The following is a 22319-nucleotide window of genomic DNA, read 5'->3' on the forward strand; positions in this document are numbered from 1 at the left end:
GGCGGGGATTATCGGGATTTTATGCCGCGCCGGCCAACGCCAGAGTGGCCTGGGCATATTTTTGCCGGGAGATCAGCAATTTTGCCGGCGCCTGAATCAGTTGCTCGGCCACGGCCAATGCGGCGCTTTCGGCGACGCCATAACAACCGGTGCGTTCGAAAGCGATCTGCGAATGATGGCTGAGGCGCGACTGGTAGACGGCCAGTTCGGCACTGCTGAAATACCGCAAGGGCAGGTTCAGCTGTGTGGCCAGTTCCAGCAGGCCCGGTTCGTCGCGCTTCAGATCGATAGTGGCCAATGCCTTGACCGCTCGAAGTTCGAGGCGATGCGCCTGCAAGGCTTGATCAAGTAACGCGCGCAGCGTGCTGGCCGGGCAGCCGCGCTGGCAGCCGAAGCCGACCACGAAGGTCGGCGCTGCGCGGTCATCGGTCATGCCTGATCGTGCCCTGCGCTCTTGCGGCGGAACAACCACGCACTGATCAGGCCCAAGGCCAGCCAGAACGCGACATTGGTCAACTGCGAAGCGATTTTGAATTGAGTTTCCAATGCTTCGGGCGCGAGCATGGCATGCACCTGTGGTTGTGGCGCGCCGATCACATGGGGCACGGCGAGAATCGCCGCACCGAGGATCTTCATCAGCCAGTGACGGCTGAAGGCGATCAATGCCAGACCGACAGCGGTTGAAGCAGCGGTGCCAATCCACCAGATCTGCCGCGATGTCAGATCGGCGGCCGCAGTGCCCGGCAATTCAGGCGGCAGGCCCAGTGTCGGGGCGAGGACGAACGTGGCGTAACCGGCCAGCCCCCAGAGCAGCCCTTGCGAGGTTTTCGTCGGTGCGCGCAGGGTGTAAAGGCCTGCGAGCATCAAGGCGAAGCCGACCGCCACCACCAGATTGCCACCGGTGGTCGAGACTACGCGCTGCCAGCCATCTTCCGGCTCCCACGCTTCAGCGTCATGGCTGTGGGCGGCGGTACCGGCGGCGTGTTCGTGAACTTCGGCGACTGGTGCGGAATTCTCAAAGGTTTCGGCCTGAAGAATCAGCGGTGAAACCCAGAAACTCTGCAAGAGTGTGAGTAGCAGGGCAGCCAGCAGGCCGGCGAAGCCTGCGGTTTGCGCAATACGCTTGATCATGTCGGCAGGCCTCAGTGGCACGGGAAGGCGGCGCTGTGGCGGGTATCGTGGGCGGCGTTGTGCACCGCCTCGATGTGCGAGAAACCGGCGAACCAGACCAGGCTGGCACCAAGGATCGAGGCGAAGAGGGCGGCAGTCACGCGTTGGCCCAAGGTCGTGGTGCTGGAGATGTGGTCAGTGTGACTGACGGTATTGCTGATGATCGACATAGCGCTTCCCTCTGAAATGTCAGCGGGTGAATAGAGCGCATGAAAATCCCTGCGAGCCGCGCACGCAGGGATTTCGAACAGCGCCCGCCCACCGCGGGTTTGTTTGTGGTCAGCTACGCTTATGCGCGCTGGGTGTTGCGGGCCGGTCTCCGGGCTCGCGAGGGGTTGGCTTGTCGCCGACCTGCAAGCGTCACCTTCCCATGCCTGGGCACAGTGGCTTTGACGCTTCGCTCGCTTACCGTTGCGGGGGCAGCACCGGACTGACATGGCTTTTGAGTAAAGCACATGATTCACCGGTTTCCCGTTTCACCCTGTGAAGGGCACCCGTAACAAGGGGGGCAGGAGAACATGGGTTTGGGTTTTTAGTCAATTTCCGGGAGTTTTTGGTGCTGCGAGGGGGGGCATTTCTTCTGGTGTTTTTGTGTGTATATCCATTGCTGCGGTAACGGCTGCTTAGGGTTCCGCCCTTACGGCGGGTCACCTTTTCCAAACGCCGAAAAGGTAACCGAAAAGGCTTGCTCCTGCGTTCGGCCCTCGCAGGCTCGGGTTCCTTCGCTGCGGGATCGATCCGGGCGCAGCGGCTCCGGTTTGCTTCGCTGCACCTCCTTCCGCTGTGTCTGGCTGCGCCAGACGGTCGCTGCGCTCCCACCCCCGGATCAATCCCTCCACTCAGCCTTCCGACGTCGCCCGCAGATCAAAAGCACTCGAGCTAACGCTCATTGTTGAGTGGGGCGGCTTCGCCGCGGGCAGCTGCGCTGCTTTGCTTTTCTGTGGGAGCGAGCCTGCTCGCGAAGGCGGCCTGGCAGCCGATCTGGTCTTGAGGTAGCACGCGATCCAACTGTAGGAGCTGCCGAAGGCTGCGATCTTTTGATCTGGCTTTTGCTTTTGCTTTGCTTTGGCTCTTGATCTTTCGCCCCTTCGGCAGGCTTCGTTACGGGATTGATCCGGGGGTGGGAGCGTAGCGACCGTACGACGCAGTCGTACACAGCGGAAGGAGGTGCAGCGAAGCAAACCGGAGACGCTGCGCCCGGATCGATCCCGTAACGAAGGAACCCCGAGCCCCGGCGAGTGGGCCGAACGCCGGGGCAAAGCCTTTTGGTTCCTTTTTGGCGTTTGAAAAAGGGACTCGCTGTAAGAGCGAAACCGCCAGCGGCAGCACCCGCAGCAACGGATATGCCCCCAACCGCAAGGCTCAACACCTGCGCCCATTGACCCATCCCCACACCATGCGTAGCCTTGCGCTTTCGAGGTTCTTCGGCACGCGCCGAAGCTAAGAAGGGAACGCGGTCAAAGCCGCGGCTGCCCCCGCAACTGTGAACGGTGAGGTTCGTTGCCACGCCACTGCCAGCTCAGCCAATGAGCCAGCGGGAAGGCGCAACGAATGCCAGGCCCCGCGCCTGAACACCGTCAGCCAGGAGACCTGCCTCGTCACAGATTCTCACTACAACCGGGCGGGGTGATCCGGTGGCGAATGCTTCCGGCGCGTACCTGCGCTGCCGGTTCTCGTCCCGTATGCCCGCCGCTTGCCAAAGGGCATACCGATGAAAACACTGGCCAAACTCCCCGTCACCATCGTCACCGGTTTCCTCGGTTCGGGCAAAACCACGCTGCTGCGACACATGCTCGACAACGCTCAGGGCCGGCGCATCGCGGTGATCGTCAACGAGTTTGGCGAGCTGGGTATCGACGGTGAAATTCTCAAGCAATGCACCATCGGTTGCACCGAAGAAGAAGCCAGCGGCCGCGTCTACGAGTTGGCCAATGGCTGCCTGTGCTGCACGGTGCAGGAAGAATTCTTTCCGGTAATGCGCGAACTGGTCGCCCGTCGCGGCGACCTCGATCACATCCTCATCGAAACCTCGGGCCTGGCCCTGCCCAAGCCGTTGGTGCAAGCCTTCCAGTGGCCGGAAATTCGCAGTGCCTGCACCGTCGATGCGGTGATTACCGTGGTCGACAGCCCGGCCGTCGCCGCGGGCACGTTCGCCGCGTTCCCGGATCAGGTCGATGCCCAGCGCAAACTCGATCCGAACCTTGATCACGAATCGCCACTGCACGAGCTGTTCGCCGATCAACTGGCCAGCGCCGATCTGGTTATCCTCAACAAGGCCGACCAGACCAGCCCGGAAGATCTGGCTCGCGTGCGCGCTGAAGTCGCCGAAGAACTGCCGCCAGCGGTAAAAATCATCGAAGCCAGCAACGGTCGTTTGCCGCTGGATGTGTTGATCGGTCTGGGCGCTGGCTCCGAGGAACACATCGATGGTCGCCACAGCCATCACGATCACCACCATGACGGCGATGACGACGACCACGATCACGATGCCTTCGATTCGATCTCCATCGAACTGCCGCAAGCCGACGATAGCCTGCTCCTCGACGCACTGACGCAATTGGTGGTGCAGCACGGCATCCTCCGCGTCAAAGGTTTTGCGGCGATTCCGAACAAGCCGATGCGCCTGTTGATCCAGGGCGTGGGCACGCGTTTCGACAAGCATTTCGACCGCCAGTGGGGTGCCGAAGAAGCGCGTGTCACGCGTCTGGTGTTGATCGGTCAGGAGCTCGATGCCGTGCAGCTCGAAGCGCAATTGCGCGCTGCGCTCAGCGTTTAAGCCATGCACCTGCTCAGGACCCAGCCCGGCGGTTTCGTCTCGGATGACAACATTGCCGACCTTGGCCAAACCCCCGCCGAGCTGGTGATCCTGTGCAGCGGCGATTCCAGCCTGGCGCTGCTCGCCGAGGCCGCGCAGCAGTTGCCCGAGGATTATCCGAGCCTGCGGCTGGCAAATCCGATGCAGGTGCAGAATCACGCTTCGGTCGATCTGTATGTCGACGAAGTGCTGCGCCACGCCAAGGTCATTCTGATCTCGCTGCACGGCGGCATCGCCTATTGGCGCTACGGCGTCGAGCGGCTGGTCGAGTTGTCCGAACGCGGCGTGCAACTGATTCTGGTGCCCGGCGATGACCGTCCGGATCCCGAGCTCAGCGACTTGAGTACGGTCAGCGCCGAAGCACGGGATCTTCTCTGGCAATTCCTGCGTCAGGGCGGCATGGGCAATGCGCTGGATTTCTTCCGTTGCCTGGGCAACCAATGGTTCGCTCGTGATTACCCATGGAGCGAGCCGCAGACCCTGCCGCGCACGGCTATTTATCACCCACAGAAAACCAGTGCTGCGCTGCGCGACTGGCAAGCCGAATGGCTGCCCGATCAACCGGTGGCGGCGCTGTTGTTTTATCGCTCGCACTTGCAAGCGGCGAACACCGCGTTCATCGATGTGTTCTGCCAGCGTTTGCAGGCGGCCGGGCTCAATCCGCTGCCGATGGCGGTGGCCAGCCTGAAAGAGCCCGGCTGCCTGTCGGTAGTCGAGGATTGGCTGGATGAAGTCGAAGCCGGGATGATTCTCAACACCACCGGTTTTGCCCAGTCCAGCCCCGAAGCGCCGCATCTGCGCCCGTTTCGCCGCAACATTCCGGTGATCCAGGCAATCTGCGCCCAGGACAACGAGCCCGGCTGGCGCGATAGCGAGCAGGGCCTCGGGCCGCGAGATCTGGCGATGCACATTGCCTTGCCGGAGCTCGACGGGCGCATCATCAGTCGGCCGATCAGCTTCAAGGATCTGGCCTGGCGCAGCGAGCGCAGTCAGTCCGATGTGGTCTGCTATCGCGCCCAGCCCGAACGCATGGATTTCGTCGCCGAACTGGCGCGGCGCTGGATCGATCTGGCGCGCGTGCCCAATGGCGAAAAACGCATCGCGCTGATCCTCGCCAACTACCCGACTCGCGATGGCCGCATTGGCAACGGTGTCGGCCTCGATACGCCGGCGGCGGCGCTGAACATCCTCCGTGCATTGCGCGACCACGGTTATCCGATCACTGCCGAGTTACCCGACAGCGGCACCGAGCTGATCCAGCAATTGCTCGGCGGGGTCAGCAACGACCCCGACAGTCTCGACCTGCGCCCGTGCCAGCAGAGCCTGGCGATGGACGATTACCTGGCGATGTTCAACGCGCTGCCGGAAGCGAATCGCGCTGCGGTGCTTGAACGTTGGGGATCGCCAGACAAAGATCCGATGTGCCGCGACGGTCGCCTGATGATCGCCGGGCTGCGCTTCGGTCTGACCTTCGTTGGCATCCAGCCGGCACGCGGTTATCAGGTCGATCCGAGCGCGGTGTATCACGACCCGGATCTGGTGCCGCCGCACGGCTATCTGGCGTTCTATTTCTGGTTGCGCACTACCTACGGCGCCCACGGCGTGATCCATGTCGGCAAGCACGGCAACCTCGAATGGCTGCCGGGCAAAGGAGTCGGTCTATCAGAGAATTGCTGGCCGGACGCGCTGCTCGGGCCGCTGCCGAATATCTATCCGTTTATCGTCAACGATCCGGGCGAGGGCGCCCAGGCCAAACGGCGCACGCAAGCGGTGATCATCGACCACTTGATGCCGCCACTGACTCGCGCGGAAACCTACGGGCCGCTGCGCAATCTCGAGTTGCTCGCCGATGAATATTACGAGGCGCAACTGCTCGATCCGCGCCGTGCTCGCGAGTTGCAGCGCGACATTCTGCAACTGGTGCGTGACACGCAAATCGACCGTGAATTGCAGTTGGATGCGGCGCTGGACAGCGACGCTGATGCGGCGATCTGGTTGCCGCGTCTGGATACTTATCTGTGCGATCTGAAGGAATCGCAGATTCGCGATGGGTTGCACATCTTTGGCGAATCACCCAGCGGGCGCTTGCGGATTGACACGTTGCTGGCGCTGCTGCGGATTCCGCGCGGCGACGGCAAGGGCGCGCAGTCGAGCCTGTTGCGGGCGCTGGCCAAGGCGTTTGAATTGGGCTTCGATCCGCTGGATTGCACATTGGCCGATCCGTGGAACGGCCCGCGACCGAGCGAGTTGCAGGCCGTCAGCGATGAGATCTGGCGAACCGCCGGCGACACCCGCGAACGCCTCGAACTATTCGCCACGCAACTGATTTCTCAAGCCCTGCACGATCCATGTGGGAGCGAGCTTGCTCGCGAAGGCGTCGTGTCAGCCAATACTTCATTGACTGACACACCGCTTTCGCGAGCAGGCTCGCTCCCACAGGGGCCAGAGTGGGCTGAAGTTGATTCGATACTCGACCATCTGCGCGAAGTCGTCGCCCCACGCCTCGACGCTTGCGGGCCGGCGGAAATGCGCGGTCTGCTCGACGCCCTGAGCGGTCGATTCGTCCCGGCCGGCCCCAGCGGTGCGCCCAGCCGTGGCCGCCTCGACGTGCTGCCCACCGGGCGCAATTTCTACTCGGTCGACGTGCGCAATCTGCCGACCACCACCGCGTGGCGCATCGGATTCCAGTCCGCCACGCTGATTCTTGAACGGCACTTGCAGGATCATGGCGACCACCTGCGCCAGCTCGGCCTGTCCGTCTGGGGCACCGCGACCATGCGCACCGGCGGCGATGACATTGCTCAGGCCATGGCGCTGATGGGCGTGCGTCCGGTCTGGGCCACGGGCAGTCAGCGCGTGGATGATTTCGAGATCCTGCCGCTGAGTCTGCTCGATCGCCCGCGGGTCGACGTGACGCTGCGGGTTTCGGGCTTTTTCCGTGATGCATTCGCCAACCTCATCCGCCTGTTCGACGCCGCCGTGCAAGCGGTGGCCGCGCTGGACGAACCGGATGACTTGAATCCAATGGCCGCCAAAGTGCGTGCCGAGCGCGAAGCGCTGTTGCAGGCGGGCGTCAATGAGGACACCGCGCGGCGTCAGGCCGGATGGCGCATCTTCGGTGCCAAGCCGGGTGCTTACGGCGCCGGTGTGCAAGGCGCGATCGACGGACGTCTGTGGCAGACCCGCGAAGACCTCGCCGAGGTTTACCTGAACTGGGGCGCCTACGCTTACGGTGGCGCTGATGAAGGCACGGCTGCCCGCGAGCAATTCAGCCAGCGCCTGAGCCAGGTGCAGGCAGTGTTGCAAAATCAGGACAACCGCGAGCATGACCTGCTCGACTCCAACGATTACTACCAGTTTCAGGGCGGCATGCTCGCGGCGGTGGAAAGCCTGCGCGGCGAGGCGGCAGCCAGCTATCACGGCGATCACAGCCAGCCCGATCTGCCGAAGATCCGTACCTTGAAGGAAGAGCTGAACCGCGTAGTACGCTCGCGGGCGGCGAATCCGAAGTGGATCGACGGGGTCAAGCGTCACGGCTATAAGGGCGCGTTCGAACTGGCGGCGACCGTTGATAATCTGTTCGCCTTCGATGCGACGACGCAGTTGATCGATGATCATCAATACGCGTTGCTGGCGGATGCGTATTTGCTCGATCCGGCGACGCGGGATTTTGTTCGTGAGCATAATCCCCATGCGCTGCGCGACATGACCGAACGCATGCTCGAGGCGCAGCAGCGCGGGATGTGGCAGGAGCCGGGGGCTTATAAAGAAGCGCTGGAGAATTTGCTGTTGGATATCGAGGAAGATATGTAGGCGCTAAAAAGCTACCCTCACCCCAGCCCTCTCCCGGAGGGAGAGGGAGCCGATCTTTAGCGCTGTCGAAATTTGCATGGACCCGATACATCAGGTCGACAGAACTCGAGAGAACACCACGGTCGGTTCCCTCTCCCTCTGGGAGAGGGCTAGGGTGAGGGCAACAATTGACACACCGCAATCTAAAAAGCACCCACGACCACGAAAGAGAAAACCCAAATGACCGACACCCCGCATTTCCCGCTCTCCGCCGTGGTCGGCGCCGATGACCTGAAACTCGCCCTGTGCCTGACCGCCATCGACCCGAAAATCGGTGGCGTGCTCATCGAAGGGCCACGCGGCATGGCCAAGTCGACACTGGCCCGGGGCCTGGCGGATCTGCTCGCCAGCGGCCAATTCGTCACCTTGCCGCTGGGCGCCACTGAAGAGCGGCTGGTCGGCACCCTCGACCTCGATGCCGCCCTCAGCGGCGGTCGCGCGCAGTTTTCCCCCGGAGTATTGGCCAAGGCTGACGGTGGCGTGCTCTACGTCGATGAGGTCAATCTGCTGCCTGATCATTTGGTCGACCTGCTGCTCGATGTTGCCGCAAGCGGCACCAATGTGATCGAGCGCGACGGCATTTCCCACGGGCACTCGGCGAAGTTCGTCTTGATCGGCACCATGAACCCGGAGGAGGGCGAGCTGCGCCCGCAACTGCTTGATCGATTCGGCTTGAATGTCGCCCTCAGCGGCCATACCGCGCCGACCGAGCGCGGGCAGATCATTCGCCGACGGCTGGATTTCGACAGCGATCCGCAGGCGTTCTGCGCGCAGTGGGAAACCGAGCAACACGCCTTGCGGTCGCGCTGTGAAACCGCCCGGAACCTGTTGGTGAAAATCCCCTTGGACGATGTGGCGCTGGCGCTTATTACCGAACGTTGTTTCGCCGCTGGCGTCGATGGCTTGCGCGCCGATCTGGTGTGGTTGCGCGCGGCCCGCGCCCATGCCGCGTGGCGTGGCGCGGATGCGATTGCTGAAGCAGATATCGATGCGGTGGCCGAATTTGCCCTGCGCCATCGCCGTCGCGAGCTACCTTCGCCCCGCGCTGAGTCATCTGCGCAATCGCCCTCAGGTGCACAGAACAAGCCCAGCGAAGGACAGGGCCAATGGGGTGAGATGCCGGCCACCGCGCAAGTTACCGGTGCCCGCCGCGAAGTACCAAGCTGGCCGCCACTGGCAAAAAAGCCCTAGGCATTCGCCCCCGATCCGATGCGGGGGCGAATGCCAGACCCCGCGCCGGACAGCTCGATGATGGCCGTCAAGGGCAACGGCAGGCGGCGAGCGGCGGTGCGGTGAACTGGCCCGGCACGCTGCTCAATGGCCGCCCTCGGAGCCGCGCTGATCTGCTGTTTCAGCAGCGCACCCGTTCCCCCCACGAAGTCTGGTTGGTTATCGTCGATGCGTCGGCCTCGACCCGGCGCCATCAGGCCTTGAGCGATGCCAAGGGCCTGCTCGCGCAGATGTTCGACGACGCCTATCGCCAGCGCGCGCGGCTAGCCTTGCTGACAGCCAGTGGCATCGCGCCGGAGTGGCAGGTGCAAGGCTTGAAGGCCTCAACCGGCCTGCGCGTCTGGCTCGACGGCCTGGGCGCCGGTGGCGGCACGCCGTTGCTCGCTGCGTTGGAGCAGGCGCAACAATGGCTGACGATGCGGCGCAAGCGCTTTCCGGCTGAGTTGCAGCGCTGCCTGATCGTGACCGATGGTCGCTTGAAAGAACTGTCGGGATTGCCGGTGCTCGCGTGTCCTGGATTGCTCATCGACATCGAGCGCGGGCCGATTCGACTGGGCCGGGCGAAGGATCTGGCGAGCGCGCTGCAAGCGCAATATCGGCATATCGATGAGTTGATTTCCCTCTGATATTTTCTGTGTTTGGTCGGGCCTCATCGCGAGCAGGCCCGCACAATCAACACATCTGTCCAGACTGTACAGATTTTGAAATGATTTGCCTCTGTAGGAAATGTTCCCGAAGCCTGTACGCTCCAAGGCCATTTTCAATTCAGGATTTACATGAACCCCCTCTCGGAGCCTCCCAGTCAGCACTCTCCAGCGCGCCTTCGTGCGGTCTTGATCCATTCGCAGCATCCCGTCTTCCGACTCCCGACCATGGTTGATAACGCAGCTCTCGAGCTTCCGCGTTGCACTTTCCCGTGTCCGGCAGCCTGAATTCACCGAATAGAGATCGAGACGTTTTATGGAATGGTTAGCGGATCCCACGGCCTGGTTAGGCCTGTTGACTCTGATCGTGCTGGAACTGGTGCTGGGTATCGACAACCTGGTGTTCATCGCAATCCTGGCCGACAAACTGCCGCCGCATCAGCGTGATCGCGCGCGCATCATCGGCCTGTCGCTGGCGTTGATCATGCGTCTGGGCCTGTTGGCGAGTATTTCCTGGCTGGTCACGCTGACGCAGCCGTTGTTCGAGGTGTTCGACAAGAGCTTCTCCGGCCGCGACCTGATCATGCTGTTCGGTGGCGTGTTCCTGTTGTTCAAGGCCACCATGGAATTGCACGAACGCCTCGAAGGCCACGTCGGCGAGCGTTCGACCAACAACGCCTATGCGCTGTTCTGGCCAATCGTTGCGCAGATCGTGGTGCTCGACGCGGTGTTCTCGCTCGATGCGGTGATTACCGCCGTGGGCATGGTCGATGAACTGGCGGTGATGATGATCGCCGTGATCATTTCCATCGGCCTGATGATCGTCGCCAGCAAACCGTTGACCCGTTTCGTCAACGCGCACCCGACCGTGATCATGTTGTGTCTGGGCTTCCTGATGATGATCGGTTTTGCCCTGACTGCAGAAGGTCTGGGTTTCCACATCCCGAAAGGTTATCTGTACGCCGCGATCGGGTTCTCGATCCTCATCGAAGTGTTCAACCAGATCGCCCGGGCACGCCGCAAACGCTCGATGCAGGGCTTGCGTCCGCTGCGTGAGCGCACCGCCCATGCGGTAATGCGCTTGCTCGGCGGGCGCAAACTCGCAGTGGAGGAGGTCGGTGAGGATATTTCCGATTTGCTCGACAACGGTGAAGCGCCGATCGCCGAGCTGTTCGACCGCCGTGAGCGGGTGATGATCAGCGGCGTGCTGCAACTGGCCGAGCGGCCGATTCGCCACCTCATGACGGTGCGCGCCGATGTCGATCTGATCGACCTGGCCGATGATGCCGAAACCATTCGCACGAAGTTGATGCATTCGTCCTACTCGCGCTTGCCGTTGATTCGTGATGGCGCAGTGGACGAGCCGCTGGGCTTTGTACACAAGAAGGAATTGCTCAAGGAGTATCTGGCCGGCAACGAGCCGAACCTTGAGCATCTGGCGCGCAAGACCCTCAATCTGCTCGACAGTTATTCGATCCTCAATGCGCTGGAGCAAATGCGCGCGGCCTCGACGCACATTGCTTTCGTGGTCAACGAGTTTGGTGACTTCGTTGGTGTGCTGACCATGACCGACATCCTCGAATCCATCGCTGGCGAATTACCCGATGCCAGCGAAATCGAAGGCCCGGACGTGGTCGAAGAGCGTGGTGGATTCCTCGTCAGCGGCGCGTTGCCGTTGGCCCGCGTACGCCAGCATACCGGCTTCGGCGCCGAGCCGACCGAGGACTATCAGACCATGGCGGGGTTGGTCATGAGTCTTCTGGATCGCTTGCCGATGATGGGCGATCGACTGGAATACGAAGGCTGGCAACTGACCGTCAAAGCGGTTGAGGAACGGCGGGTGACGCGGGTGCTGCTGGAGCGTGCTGCCGCGTAATACTTGAGCTCTCTACAGGCGGTGCCGGCCTCTTCGCGAGCAAGCTCGCTCCCACATTGGAACGCGTTTCAAATGTGGGAGCGAGCTTGCTCGCGAATGCGATTTGGCAGGCACTTCACATCCCTGGTGAAGCTCGTTCAGAACATCCTCCCTGGGCGTGCACGTGGGACGGTGCGCAAAGTACGGAGCGTCTGACGCAACCAAGCCAGATCATGCGTTCGTTTGCGCGCGGCAACGGGCGCCTTGGTCTTGCCGATATGCGTGGCGAAATCCCGTGCCAGAGTTTCTTCAGTCCCAATACCTTTGAGTTTTTTTATCAGCCTGCCGCCCTTGTAGAAGAGCACCGTCGGCGTGGCGGTCACGTTTGGGTGTCTGGGCGACTGGCTGGTGTCGAGCACGTAGATGTTGGCACGCAATCTATATGGCTCGGCAATCCGCCGAAAAATCGGCCCCGCCCATTCGCACGCGGGGCAGTGATCATTTGCGAAATACAGGATGACCGGGCGCCAGGTTTTCAGGGCCTTGCGGTAAATGGCAGGCAATGTGAAGGGAGGGATGTATGCGCTCATCAGGATCTCCTTTTCGACTGTGGCGATGCCTGCCACGCTAAATCAACCTCTATATGACCACCACTGTCAGAGTTGACAGGTGACATTTGGCTTTTTTGGTGCGTCGCGCCCTTGCATGTGGCGCGAATACCCGTCGGGTGTAGCCAAAGGTAGCGCACGCTCAAGGCGCGCGCGGTAACCGCAGAATTCCTTTCATCGCATCCACCTGATTTCCAAAACATTTCAAGGCGCTGCAGATTCCTTCGACATCCTGTGGCACACTTTCTGCTGTCTATTCCGTAGTAACAAACCGTGTTCCGGTATAGCGGAATAAACACAATTCTGGAGTGCTTGCCATGCATCGCCGTCCTTCGTTGTTAAAAGCGTGTGTTTTTGTTCTTGCAGCTTCTTCTTCGGTCATGGGTCTGGCCCAGGCTGCCGACAGCAAGCTCGACAGTGTTCTGGCCCGTGGCAAGTTGATCGTGGGTACCGGCAGCACCAACGCGCCGTGGCACTTTCAGGGTGCGGACGGCAAGTTGCAGGGGTTTGATATCGACATTGCCAGGATGGTGGCGAAAGGGCTGTTCAATGACCCGAACAAAGTTGAGTTCGTGGTGCAGTCCTCCGATGCGCGGATCCCCAACCTGCTGACCGACAAGGTCGACATGAGCTGCCAGTTCATCACCGTCACCGCCAGCCGAGCCCAGCAAGTGGCATTCACTCTGCCGTACTACCGCGAAGGAGTCGGCTTGCTGTTGCCGAACAACAGCAAGTACAAGGAAATCGAAGACCTGCAAGCGGCAGGCGATGACGTCACCGTGGCGGTGCTGCAGAACGTTTACGCCGAAGAATTGGTGCATCAGGCGTTGCCCAAGGCCAAGGTCGATCAGTACGACAGCGTCGACCTGATGTATCAGGCGGTCAACTCCGGCCGCGCCGATGCCGCCGCCACCGATCAGTCTTCGGTCAAATACCTGATGGTGCAGAACCCGGGCCGCTACCGCAGCCCGAGCTATGCCTGGAGTCCGCAGACTTACGCCTGCGCAGTCAAACGTGGCGATCAGGATTGGCTGAACTTCGTCAACACCGCGCTGCATGAAGCCATGACCGGCGTTGAATTCCCGACCTATGCCGCTTCCTTCAAGCAATGGTTCGGTGCCGATCTGCCGTCGCCCGCGATCGGTTTCCCAGTCGAATTCAAATGATCCCGTGAGAGTGGGGCGATTTCAGTCGCCCCGCTCAAGGTACTGCTGACCATGAATTATCAGTTGAACTTTGCCGCCGTGTGGCGCGATTTCGACACCTTGCTGGCGGGGCTCGGGCTGGGCTTGCAGCTGGCGCTGGTGTCGATCGCCATCGGCTGCGTGATCGGCCTGCTGATGGCGTTTGCCTTGCTGTCGAAGCATCGCGCCTTGCGGGTGCTGGCCTCGGTGTACGTCACGGTAGTACGCAACACGCCGATCCTGGTGTTGATTCTGTTGATCTACTTTGCCTTGCCAAGTCTGGGCATTCGTCTGGACAAGATTCCATCGTTCATCATCACGCTGTCGCTGTATGCCGGCGCGTACCTGACCGAAGTCTTCCGTGGCGGCTTGCTGAGCATCCCCAAAGGGCAGCGCGAAGCTGGCCTGGCGATCGGTCTCGGCGAGTGGCAAGTGAAGGCCTACGTCACCGTGCCGGTGATGCTGCGCAACGTGTTGCCGGCGCTGTCGAACAACTTCATTTCGCTGTTCAAGGACACTTCACTGGCCGCTGCGATTGCAGTGCCGGAGCTGACTTATTACGCGCGCAAGATCAACGTCGAGAGCTACCGGGTGATCGAAATCTGGCTGGTGACCACGGCGTTGTATGTCGCGGCCTGTTACCTCATTGCCATGTTGCTGCGTTATCTCGAGCAGCGTCTGGCGATCCGCCGATAGGAGGCTGCGATGTACCAATCTCCCAGTTGGTTACATGAATTGTGGCTCGCCCGCGAGCCGTTGTGGCAGGGCTTTCTGACCAGCGTGCAAGTCTCGGCGCTGGCCATCGTCCTCGGCACTATGCTCGGTGTGGTCGCCGGTCTGGTGCTGACCTACGGCAAGTTCTGGATGCGCGCGCCGTTTCGGCTTTACGTCGATCTGATTCGTGGTACGCCGGTGTTCGTGCTGGTACTGGCCTGCTTTTACATGGCGCCGGCGCTCGGTTGGCAGATCAGCGCGTTTCAGGCTGGTGCCCTGGGCCTGACGCTGTTCTGCGGCTCGCACGTCGCCGAAATCGTCCGCGGCGCGCTGCAAGCCTTGCCGCGCGGGCAGATGGAGGCGGGCAAAGCCATCGGCCTGACGTTCTACCAATCCCTCGGCTACGTGTTGTTGCCCCAGGCATTGCGGCAGATCCTGCCGACCTGGGTCAACTCGTCCACGGAAATCGTCAAGGCCTCGACTCTGCTCTCGGTGATCGGCGTCGCCGAATTACTGCTCAGCACGCAACAGATCATCGCCCGGAACTTCATGACCCTGGAGTTCTACCTGTTCGCCGGTTTTCTGTTCTTCGTCATCAACTACGGCATCGAATTACTCGGCCGGCACATTGAAAAGCGGGTGGCCCTGCCATGACTCAAGTTCAAGTTGCTTCACAGGATCAGGCGCTGCTGGACATTCGCGGCCTGCACAAACAGTACGGCGCGGTGGAGGTGCTCAAGGGTGTCGACCTGAGCATGCAGCGCGGCAACGTCGTCACCCTGATCGGCTCCAGCGGTTCCGGCAAGACGACGCTGCTGCGTTGCGTGAACATGCTCGAAGAATTCCAGGGCGGGCAGATCCTGCTCGACGGCGAATCCATCGGCTACGACGAGGTCAACGGCAAACGCGTGCGTCACCCTGAGAAAGTCATTGCCCGCCATCGCGCGATGACCGGCATGGCCTTCCAGCAGTTCAACCTGTTTCCGCACCTGACCGCGTTGCAGAACGTCACCTTGGGCCTGCTCAAGGTGAAGAAAATGCACAAGGATGAAGCCGTGGTGCTCGCTGAAAAATGGCTGGAGCGTGTCGGCCTGCTGGAGCGGCGCAATCACTTTCCCGGTCAGTTGTCCGGCGGCCAACAACAGCGCGTGGCCATCGCCCGGGCCATTGCAATGAACCCGAGCCTGATGCTGTTCGACGAAGTTACCTCGGCCCTCGACCCGGAGCTGGTCGGCGAGGTGCTCAACGTCATCAAGGGCCTGGCCGAGGACGGCATGACCATGTTGCTGGTCACCCATGAAATGCGTTTTGCCTTCGAGGTCTCGGACAAGATCGTTTTCATGAATCAAGGGCGGATCGAAGAGCAGGGGCCTCCCAAGGAACTGTTCGAACGCCCGCAATCGCCGCGTCTGGCGGAATTTCTCAAGAGCACGCGGTTTTGAATCTGTACTTTTGCAATCAGGAGAAACACCCATGAGCATTACGCGTTACGGCACCGGCAGCACCGCCGCCGGCGGCCAGCCTCGTCCATTCGCCCGCGCAGTCGAAGCGGATGGCTGGCTACATGTGTCCGGTCAGGTACCGGCGGTGGATGGCGAGATCATCGTCGGCGGCATCGTCGAGCAGACTCACCAGACCATGAAGAACCTGATCGCGATTCTCGAAGAGGCCGGTTATGGCCTGGAAGACGTGGTCCGCGCCGGTGTGTGGCTGGACGATCCACGGGATTTCAGCAGCTTCAACAAGGTTTTCGGTGAGTACTTCAAGCCTGAACACGCACCGGCGCGGGCGTGTGTGCAGGCGAGCATGATGGTCGATTGCAAGGTTGAGATCGACTGCATCGCGTACAAGAAGAAGGCTTGAAAATCGCTGCGTTGCTTAGGCCGCAGCCCCTCACCCTAACCCTCTCCCAAGGGAGAGGGGACTGATCTGTATCGATGCGGATTTTGCGTATGACGCTTACATTTACATCGATACGGTCAGGCTCCCTCTCCCTCTGGGAGAGGGCGGGGGGTGAGGGCGGCAATGTCACTGACACGGAACCAAGGGCCAGTTACCATCCGGCGACTTTGAATGGAAACCACTGAAATGACCGAAGACACCATCAAACGCCGGGCACGCGGTCTGGATCGGGCGTTCGATATCCTCGATTTTCTCAAGGAAATCGGCCAGCCCCTGCGCCCCAACGACATCGCCAACGGCATCGGCAGTCCGAAATCCACGGTCTACGAACTGGTCGCCTCCTTGCTGGAACGGCGGATTCTGGAGCCGGTGGGCAAGGACGGCCACGTCTATCTGGGCCGCCAGTTGTACTTTCTGGGCCAGGCCCATCTGCGTCATTTCGATCTCAGCCGCGAGGCCGATCACGCCCTGCAGGAAATCGTCAGCCAGACCCGCGAAACCGCACAGATGTGCCTGCTCAACGGGCGCAAATACACGGTGGCGTTGATGAAAGAGGGTGAGCGGCATTTCCGCATCTCGTCCGACATCGGTGAGAACGCACCGATCCCGTGGACGGCTTCCGGACGCCTGCTGCTCGCGCACTTGAGCGATCAGCAGATCATCGACCTGATCGACGAAGACGACTACATCCTGCCCGACGGCGAGCGCCTGCCGCTGGAACGCTTTCTGGCAGAAATTCGTCAGGCCGGCATCGATGGCTTCTTCTCCTTCGACAGCGTCGCCGACACCTTCACCCATTGCTTTGCCGCGCCGGTCAAAGACCTGCACGGCGTGGCCATTTGTACCCTGTGCATCGTCGCCCCGCGCGCCGACGCAAAGAACAATTACAACGACTATCGCCGGGTGCTGATCGAGAGCGCCAACAGCCTCGCCCGGCGTATCAACGAATAACCGCGGCTGCCTGCGGCCGCGACTGTGAGGAATTCGACCATGACGACTGCCATCAATCCTGCTGTGGAAAAGGGCGATGCCGCCATCGGCGCGCAACTGACCCGCGACGTCAGCCTGCCGGCGCTGGTGCTGCACCGCGAGGCGCTGGAGCACAACATTCGCTGGATGCAGAAGTTTGTCAGCGACAGCGGCGCCGAACTCGCGCCCCACGGCAAAACCAGCATGACTCCGGCACTGTTCCAACGACAGCTCGACGCCGGCGCCTGGGGCATCACCCTCGCCAGCGCCACCCAGACCCGCGCCGCTTATGCCCACGGCGTGCGCCGGGTGCTGATGGCCAATCAACTGATCGGTACGCCGAACATGGCACTGATTGCCGATCTGCTCGCCGATCCGACGTTCGATTTCTATTGCATGGTCGATCACCCGGACAACGTCGCCGACCTCGGGGCTTACTTCGCGTCCCGTGGGGTCAGGCTCAACGTGATGATCGAGTACGGCGTGGTCGGCGGGCGCTGTGGGTGCCGCAGCGAGCAGGAAGTCATCGAGCTGGCCAAGGCCATCGACGCACAACCGGCGCTGGCGCTGACCGGCATCGAAGGTTATGAAGGGGTGATTCACGGCGATCACGCAGTCAGCGGCATTCGCGAATTTGCCGCGTCGCTTGTGCGTCTGGCGGTGCAATTGCAAGACAGCGGCGCGTTCGCCATTGCTAAGCCGATCATCACTGCGTCGGGTTCGGCGTGGTACGACCTGATTGCCGAATCCTTCGAAACGCAGAACGCCGCTGGCCGTTTCCTCAGCGTGTTGCGCCCGGGCAGTTACGTGGCTCATGACCATGGCATTTACAAAGAAGCGCAATGCTGCGTGCTCGACCGTCGCAGTGATCTGCACGAGGGCCTGCGCCCGGCGCTGGAAGTCTGGGCGCATGTGCAATCGCTGCCGGAGCCGGGTTTTGCGGTGATTGCGCTGGGCAAGCGCGACGTTGCCTTCGATGCCGGTTTGCCAGTGCCGTTGTTGCGCTACAAGGCCGGTCTGGTGCCGGCGGTGGGTGATGATGTCGGTGCATGCAAGGTCACCGCGGTGATGGATCAGCATGCATTCATGACCGTGGCGCCGGGCGTTGAATTACGCGTGGGCGACATCATTTCCTTCGGTACTTCGCATCCGTGCCTGACCTTTGACAAGTGGCGGGTGGGGTTGCTGGTGGATGAGCAGTTGGCCGTCATCGAGACCATGGAGACTTGTTTCTAAGCCTTGAGATTGCGTCGCGACGGCTATTCGCGAGCAGGCTCGCTCCCACAAGGGCAATGAGTTCCATTGTGGGAGCGAGCCTGCTCGCGAAGACGCCAGAACAGCCACCACCGCCCCCCCAGAGATCCCGCCCGATGAAAATCCTCCGCAACACCCCGCGCATCGCCCTCATCGGCGAATGCATGATCGAACTGCAGCAACGCGCCGATGGCAGTCTGCAGCAAAGCTTCGGTGGCGATACCCTCAATACCGCGGTGTACCTGTCCCGTGCGATGGCCGACAAGGCGCAGGTCGATTACGTCACGGCGCTGGGCGATGACAGTTTCAGCGACGCCATGTGCAAGATCTGGCGCAGCGAAGGCATCGGCCTTGATCTCGTGCAGCGCTTGCCCGGGCGACTGCCCGGTTTGTACTGCATCCAGACCGACGCAAACGGCGAACGTCGCTTTCTGTACTGGCGTAACGAAGCGGCCGTGCGCGATTGCTTTACGACCCCTGCGGCCGAGCCAATCCTCGCGGCACTGCCTGATTACGACGTGCTGTATTTCAGCGGCATCACCCTCGCCGTACTTGGAATGCAAGGCCGCGCCCGCCTGATCAAGACGTTGAGCGAAGCCCGGCAGCGTGATGCGCGCATCGTCTTCGACAACAACTACCGCCCACGCCTGTGGGCTTCGGTCGAAGAGGCGCGCGCGGCGTATCGCAGTGTGTTGCCGTATGTCGATCTGGCGTTGTTGACGGTGGATGACGAACAGGCGCTGTACGGCTTTGCCGATGCGCAAGAAGTATTTGCCGCTTACGCGCAGTTCGGCACGCCGGAAGTGGTGCTCAAACGCGGCGCCGAGGCGTGTCTGATTCGGTGTCAGGGGGAGGCGTTTGAAGTGCCGGCGCAGAAGGTCGTCAAGGTTGTCGACACCACAGCGGCGGGGGATTCGTTCAGCGCGGCGTATCTGGCCAGACGATTGCTCGGCGGCAGTCCGGCAGAGGCGGCGCAGGCGGGGCATGAGTTGGCGAGCCGGGTGATACAGGTGCCGGGAGCGCTGATTCCCAGTGCATGAAATGCGATACCTGTAGGAGCTGCCGAAGGCTGCGATCTTTTGACCTTGCCCCTGAAAAAAGCAAGATCAAAAGATCGCAGCCTCGTTGCACTCGTCAGCTCCTACAGCGAGCAGCGATCAATCCCGGTAAAACACCTGCACCAGGTGATAACCAAACTTGCTCTTGATCGGCCCATGCACGGTCCGCAGCGGTTTCTTGAAAATTACCGCATCAATTGCACCGACCATTTGCCCCGGCCGCACCTCACCCAGGTCTCCGCCGCGCTTGCCGGACGGGCAGGTCGAGAACTTCTTCGCCAGCACATCGAACGCTTCGCCCTTGGCGATGCGCTGTTTGAGTTGTTCGGCCTCTTCGGCAGTTTTCACCAGAATGTGGCGGGCTTGGGCTTTCATCGTGCAATACCTGATAACGGGGTGACAGCGGGGCGCGCGATTATGCCTCAAGTCACGAGATCGGGTTAATCAGCTTGCGGATCTTGCTTGCCAGCACTTCAAGCACGAAAGGCTTGGCAACCATGTCCATGCCTTCTTCGAGAAAACCCTGACGTTCGGCAGCAATTTGCGCGTAGCCGGTCATGAACAGCACTTTCAAACCAGGCCTGTGCTGACGGGCGATCTCTGCCAGCTGACGACCGTTCATGCCGGGCAGCCCGACGTCTGTGACCAGCAGATCGACGCGTTGCACGGACTCGAGCACGGGCAGGGCGGTCTTGGCGTTTTCCGCTTCGAAGGTTTTGTAGCCCAGTTCCTTGAGCAGATCGAGGACCAGCATGCGCACCGCCGGGTCATCCTCGACCACGATGGCGGTTTCGCCCGAAGATGAAGCAGCAATCGGTTCGGCTTTCTCCACCGATGAAGTTTCCGGCGTCGGTTCAAGCAAGCGCGGCAAGTACAGGCGCACGCAAGTACCTTGCCCCGGCACGCTGTCGAGGCTGACGTGACCACCGGACTGCTGGGCGAAACCGTAGATCATCGACAGCCCGAGCCCGGTGCCCTGGCCGATCGGCTTGGTGGTGAAGAACGGATCGAAAGCCTTGGAGCGGATTGACGGCGTCATGCCGGTGCCGTTGTCGCTGACAGCGAGCATCACATACTCCCCGGCCTTCACCGGCTCGAGAATGGTGACCTCGCTGCTGTCGAGGTAAACGTTGGCAGTCTGGATCAGCAATACGCCGCCCTCCGGCATCGCATCGCGGGCGTTGATCACCAGATTGAGCAAGGCATTTTCCAGCTGACTGACGTCGGTACTCACCGGCCACAGGTCGTCCGGCAGGCGCAGTTGCAGGTCGATCGGATCGCCCTTGGTGCGACGGATCAGATCTTCCAGCGAATGCACCAGCTCGTTGACGTTCAGTTGTTTGCGATCCAGCGACTGGCGCCGCGAGAACGCCAGCAAGCGATGGGTCAGCGCCGCCGCGCGATTGGCCGATGACACCGCCGCTTCGGCAAAACGACCGATTTCCTCGGCGCGACCGTTGGCGATGTAGCGCTGCATAAGGTCGAGACTGCCGATGATGCCGGTGAGCATGTTGTTGAAGTCATGGGCGATGCCACCGGTGAGCTGGCCGACCGCTTCCATTTTCTGCGCATGGCGCAGGGCGTCTTCGGCGCGCTCGCGTTCGAACATCTCGTTCTGCAAGCGCTGGTTGGCCTGGGCCAGTTGCTCGGTGCGCGCGCTGACGCGTTCTTCCAGGGTTTCGTTGAGATTGCGCAGGGCTTCTTCGGTTTTCTTGCGCTCGGTTTCGTCGATTACAAAGATGTAGAAGCCGTTCACTGCGCCATCCGCGCCATGACGCGGCAGATAATTCATCAAAGCGTGACGGGTGCTGCCGTCGCGGTGCGGCGTGTACAGGCTGAACGAACAGGAACGCCCGGCCAGTGCTTCGGCGATATACGGTGCGCGCAGGAAGTACGCTTCTTCGCCAATGACTTCACGAATCGTGCGCCCGTACAACTCCTGCGGTGTCAGGCCGTACCAGTCGAGATAGGCCGCATTGTTCAAGCGGAACCGTTCTTCGGCGTCGACATAGCTGATCAGAATCGGCATGGCGTTGATGATCAACTGCAATTCGGTCTGGCTCTGCCGTAACGCCTGTTCCGTGTGTTTACGCTCGGTCAGATCCAGCGCGGCGCCGAGAAAACGCATGGGACGTCCGTGGTGATCCTTGTAGCAACGACCCCGGGCAAAAACCCAGCGAACCTGGCCATCGGCTTGCAACAAACGGTATTCCTCGGCGTATTCGGTGCCGTGGGTGATGCAGTGCTTGATCCCGCGCGCCACCATGGCGCGGTCTTCGGGGTGCACACCGTGCAGGTAGTCGCTGATCGGTAACTGGCCGGCCCTGGCGGGATCGACACCGTGCAATTCGGCGAAATGCGCATCGGCGATAAAACGGTCTTCGCCGATGTCCCAGTCCCAGGTGCCGACTGCGTCGGTCGCGGCGAGGGCCAGTTGCAGACGCTCTTCGGACTGGCGCTGGGCCTTGAGACTTTCCTCGGAGCGGCGTTGCAATTCCAGGGCAATGCGTCGGCGTTCGTTGGTTTCGATGGCGGTAATCAGAATTCCCGCCACCTGTGCGGTTTCATCGCGAATCGGGCTATAGGTCAGATCCAGCCAGAAATCGGTTTTCTTGCCGTCACGTTGTACGCTGAAACGCTGCTCGCTGAAGCTGCGGACCTGCCCCTGCAGCACCGCCTGGTAAATCGGTTCGGAAAAATCCCGCACTTCCGGCCAGACCTCATGCGTCGGCTGTCCGAATGCCTCCGGATGCTTGCTACCAGCGAGCAGGGCGAAACCATTGTTGTAGATCTGCGTCAGCTCCGGGCCCCATAACAGCAGCATCGGCATCGGCGAATGAATCACGATGTCCACTGCGGTGCGCAGGCTCTGCGGCCAGGTGCCGGCAGCGCCCAGCGGGCTGCGGCTCCAGTCGGTGCGGGCAATCAGAGCCTGGGTGTCATCGGGGGTGGGTACAGCGTTCATACGTCAATCCTGAGCGTGGTTCGGTGAGACGGGGTCTATCATTGTTGCAGGAGCCGCGCCAAGCGTAGGCCAAATCTGCTCATCCAATGCTTCGCGGGT

At 61.3% G+C, this 22319-nt stretch carries 19 protein-coding genes and 2 riboswitches; of the genes, 13 read left to right on the top strand and 6 right to left on the bottom strand.

Features of this window, described 5'->3' with window-relative positions; genetic code table 11:
• Window positions 1-19: 19 nt before the first annotated feature.
• From AC0Z4S_RS01785 to AC0Z4S_RS01795, 3 genes are read right to left on the bottom strand one after another with little or no spacing between them, the layout of a single operon-like run.
• Complete coding sequence (locus tag AC0Z4S_RS01785) at window positions 20-433, bottom strand: cobalamin biosynthesis protein (RefSeq protein WP_253501256.1); 414 nt, start codon at window positions 431-433, stop codon at window positions 20-22.
• Window positions 430-1131: a CbtA family protein gene (locus tag AC0Z4S_RS01790; RefSeq protein WP_471879760.1), complete on the bottom strand. Its 702-nt coding sequence runs from the start codon at window positions 1129-1131 to the stop codon at window positions 430-432. The genes AC0Z4S_RS01785 and AC0Z4S_RS01790 overlap by 4 nt, the downstream gene beginning before the upstream one ends.
• Before the next feature lie 11 nt (window positions 1132-1142).
• Window positions 1143-1340 carry a CbtB domain-containing protein gene (locus AC0Z4S_RS01795; RefSeq protein ID WP_253501262.1) on the bottom strand — a complete coding sequence of 66 codons (198 nt, stop codon included), beginning with the start codon at window positions 1338-1340 and terminating at the stop codon, window positions 1143-1145.
• Window positions 1341-1463: 123 nt separating this feature from the next.
• Window positions 1464-1683: riboswitch (cobalamin riboswitch) on the bottom strand.
• Window positions 1684-2570: 887 nt separating this feature from the next.
• Window positions 2571-2782: riboswitch (cobalamin riboswitch) on the top strand.
• Window positions 2783-2881: 99 nt separating this feature from the next.
• Between AC0Z4S_RS01795 and cobW the strand changes: the two genes are divergently transcribed.
• The 5 genes from cobW to AC0Z4S_RS01820 all read left to right on the top strand — a co-directional run bounded on the left by cobW (window position 2882) and on the right by AC0Z4S_RS01820 (window position 11587).
• On the top strand, window positions 2882-3946 hold the full coding sequence (cobW, locus tag AC0Z4S_RS01800; protein ID WP_485621812.1) for a cobalamin biosynthesis protein CobW: 1065 nt from the start codon (window positions 2882-2884) through the stop codon (window positions 3944-3946).
• Between the two features lie 3 nt (window positions 3947-3949).
• Window positions 3950-7798 (top strand): cobaltochelatase subunit CobN, encoded by a 3849-nt coding sequence (gene cobN / locus AC0Z4S_RS01805; protein ID WP_485621813.1) that lies wholly within the window; start codon window positions 3950-3952, stop codon window positions 7796-7798.
• A 219-nt stretch (window positions 7799-8017) separates the two neighbouring features.
• Window positions 8018-9028, top strand: coding sequence for a magnesium chelatase ATPase subunit I (locus tag AC0Z4S_RS01810; RefSeq protein ID WP_485621814.1), 1011 nt, complete (start codon window positions 8018-8020; stop codon window positions 9026-9028).
• Between the two features lie 2 nt (window positions 9029-9030).
• Window positions 9031-9693, top strand: a complete 663-nt coding sequence (locus AC0Z4S_RS01815) for a vWA domain-containing protein (RefSeq protein ID WP_485622095.1) — start codon at window positions 9031-9033, stop codon at window positions 9691-9693.
• 334 nt (window positions 9694-10027) lie between these two features.
• Window positions 10028-11587: a TerC family protein gene (locus AC0Z4S_RS01820; RefSeq protein WP_485621815.1), complete on the top strand. Its 1560-nt coding sequence runs from the start codon at window positions 10028-10030 to the stop codon at window positions 11585-11587.
• Window positions 11588-11724: 137 nt separating this feature from the next.
• Here the strand turns inward: AC0Z4S_RS01820 and AC0Z4S_RS01825 are convergent, their stop codons facing one another.
• Complete coding sequence (locus AC0Z4S_RS01825; RefSeq protein ID WP_485621816.1) at window positions 11725-12156, bottom strand: thioredoxin family protein; 432 nt, start codon at window positions 12154-12156, stop codon at window positions 11725-11727.
• Window positions 12157-12491: 335 nt separating this feature from the next.
• Between AC0Z4S_RS01825 and AC0Z4S_RS01830 the strand changes: the two genes are divergently transcribed.
• The 8 genes from AC0Z4S_RS01830 to kdgK all read left to right on the top strand — a co-directional run bounded on the left by AC0Z4S_RS01830 (window position 12492) and on the right by kdgK (window position 19237).
• Window positions 12492-13340: a transporter substrate-binding protein gene (locus AC0Z4S_RS01830; protein WP_485621817.1), complete on the top strand. Its 849-nt coding sequence runs from the start codon at window positions 12492-12494 to the stop codon at window positions 13338-13340.
• Window positions 13341-13391: 51 nt separating this feature from the next.
• The gene (locus tag AC0Z4S_RS01835; protein ID WP_485621818.1) at window positions 13392-14054 is read left to right on the top strand and encodes an amino acid ABC transporter permease; all 663 of its coding nucleotides are present in this window, start codon (window positions 13392-13394) and stop codon (window positions 14052-14054) included.
• Window positions 14055-14063: 9 nt separating this feature from the next.
• Window positions 14064-14726: an amino acid ABC transporter permease gene (locus AC0Z4S_RS01840; protein ID WP_485621819.1), complete on the top strand. Its 663-nt coding sequence runs from the start codon at window positions 14064-14066 to the stop codon at window positions 14724-14726.
• Window positions 14723-15514, top strand: coding sequence for an amino acid ABC transporter ATP-binding protein (locus tag AC0Z4S_RS01845; RefSeq protein ID WP_485621820.1), 792 nt, complete (start codon window positions 14723-14725; stop codon window positions 15512-15514). Before AC0Z4S_RS01840 ends, AC0Z4S_RS01845 begins: the two co-directional genes overlap by 4 nt.
• A 31-nt stretch (window positions 15515-15545) precedes the next feature.
• Window positions 15546-15935, top strand: coding sequence for a RidA family protein (locus AC0Z4S_RS01850; RefSeq protein WP_007912330.1), 390 nt, complete (start codon window positions 15546-15548; stop codon window positions 15933-15935).
• Between the two features lie 225 nt (window positions 15936-16160).
• On the top strand, window positions 16161-16925 hold the full coding sequence (locus AC0Z4S_RS01855; RefSeq protein ID WP_471880350.1) for an IclR family transcriptional regulator: 765 nt from the start codon (window positions 16161-16163) through the stop codon (window positions 16923-16925).
• A gap of 39 nt (window positions 16926-16964) precedes the next feature.
• Window positions 16965-18179 carry an amino acid deaminase gene (locus AC0Z4S_RS01860; protein WP_485621821.1) on the top strand — a complete coding sequence of 405 codons (1215 nt, stop codon included), beginning with the start codon at window positions 16965-16967 and terminating at the stop codon, window positions 18177-18179.
• A gap of 134 nt (window positions 18180-18313) precedes the next feature.
• The gene (gene kdgK / locus AC0Z4S_RS01865; protein WP_485621822.1) at window positions 18314-19237 is read left to right on the top strand and encodes a 2-dehydro-3-deoxygluconokinase; all 924 of its coding nucleotides are present in this window, start codon (window positions 18314-18316) and stop codon (window positions 19235-19237) included.
• 117 nt (window positions 19238-19354) lie between these two features.
• Here kdgK and AC0Z4S_RS01870 read toward each other — a convergent pair whose 3' ends face one another.
• Complete coding sequence (locus tag AC0Z4S_RS01870; protein WP_007912322.1) at window positions 19355-19630, bottom strand: peptidylprolyl isomerase; 276 nt, start codon at window positions 19628-19630, stop codon at window positions 19355-19357.
• Window positions 19631-19682: 52 nt separating this feature from the next.
• Window positions 19683-22220 (bottom strand): PAS domain-containing hybrid sensor histidine kinase/response regulator, encoded by a 2538-nt coding sequence (locus AC0Z4S_RS01875; RefSeq protein ID WP_485621823.1) that lies wholly within the window; start codon window positions 22218-22220, stop codon window positions 19683-19685.
• Between the last annotated feature and the right edge of the window lie 99 nt (window positions 22221-22319).

It is taken from the genome of Pseudomonas sp. 1L-B-1-E-C1, from assembly GCF_057291835.1.

Bases quoted from the DNA above. Each gene is read 5' to 3' on its own strand.
- AC0Z4S_RS01785 (WP_253501256.1), bottom strand. From the start codon at position 433: ATGACCGATGACCGCGCAGCGCCGACCTTCGTGGTCGGCTTCGGCTGC.
- AC0Z4S_RS01790 (WP_471879760.1), bottom strand. From the start codon at position 1,131: ATGATCAAGCGTATTGCGCAAACCGCAGGCTTCGCCGGCCTGCTGGCT.
- AC0Z4S_RS01795 (WP_253501262.1), bottom strand. From the start codon at position 1,340: ATGTCGATCATCAGCAATACCGTCAGTCACACTGACCACATCTCCAGC.
- cobW (WP_485621812.1), top strand. From the start codon at position 2,882: ATGAAAACACTGGCCAAACTCCCCGTCACCATCGTCACCGGTTTCCTC.
- cobN (WP_485621813.1), top strand. From the start codon at position 3,950: ATGCACCTGCTCAGGACCCAGCCCGGCGGTTTCGTCTCGGATGACAAC.
- AC0Z4S_RS01810 (WP_485621814.1), top strand. From the start codon at position 8,018: ATGACCGACACCCCGCATTTCCCGCTCTCCGCCGTGGTCGGCGCCGAT.
- AC0Z4S_RS01820 (WP_485621815.1), top strand. From the start codon at position 10,028: ATGGAATGGTTAGCGGATCCCACGGCCTGGTTAGGCCTGTTGACTCTG.
- AC0Z4S_RS01825 (WP_485621816.1), bottom strand. From the start codon at position 12,156: ATGAGCGCATACATCCCTCCCTTCACATTGCCTGCCATTTACCGCAAG.
- AC0Z4S_RS01830 (WP_485621817.1), top strand. From the start codon at position 12,492: ATGCATCGCCGTCCTTCGTTGTTAAAAGCGTGTGTTTTTGTTCTTGCA.
- AC0Z4S_RS01835 (WP_485621818.1), top strand. From the start codon at position 13,392: ATGAATTATCAGTTGAACTTTGCCGCCGTGTGGCGCGATTTCGACACC.
- AC0Z4S_RS01840 (WP_485621819.1), top strand. From the start codon at position 14,064: ATGTACCAATCTCCCAGTTGGTTACATGAATTGTGGCTCGCCCGCGAG.
- AC0Z4S_RS01845 (WP_485621820.1), top strand. From the start codon at position 14,723: ATGACTCAAGTTCAAGTTGCTTCACAGGATCAGGCGCTGCTGGACATT.
- AC0Z4S_RS01850 (WP_007912330.1), top strand. From the start codon at position 15,546: ATGAGCATTACGCGTTACGGCACCGGCAGCACCGCCGCCGGCGGCCAG.
- AC0Z4S_RS01855 (WP_471880350.1), top strand. From the start codon at position 16,161: ATGACCGAAGACACCATCAAACGCCGGGCACGCGGTCTGGATCGGGCG.
- AC0Z4S_RS01860 (WP_485621821.1), top strand. From the start codon at position 16,965: ATGACGACTGCCATCAATCCTGCTGTGGAAAAGGGCGATGCCGCCATC.
- kdgK (WP_485621822.1), top strand. From the start codon at position 18,314: ATGAAAATCCTCCGCAACACCCCGCGCATCGCCCTCATCGGCGAATGC.
- AC0Z4S_RS01870 (WP_007912322.1), bottom strand. From the start codon at position 19,630: ATGAAAGCCCAAGCCCGCCACATTCTGGTGAAAACTGCCGAAGAGGCC.
- AC0Z4S_RS01875 (WP_485621823.1), bottom strand. From the start codon at position 22,220: ATGAACGCTGTACCCACCCCCGATGACACCCAGGCTCTGATTGCCCGC.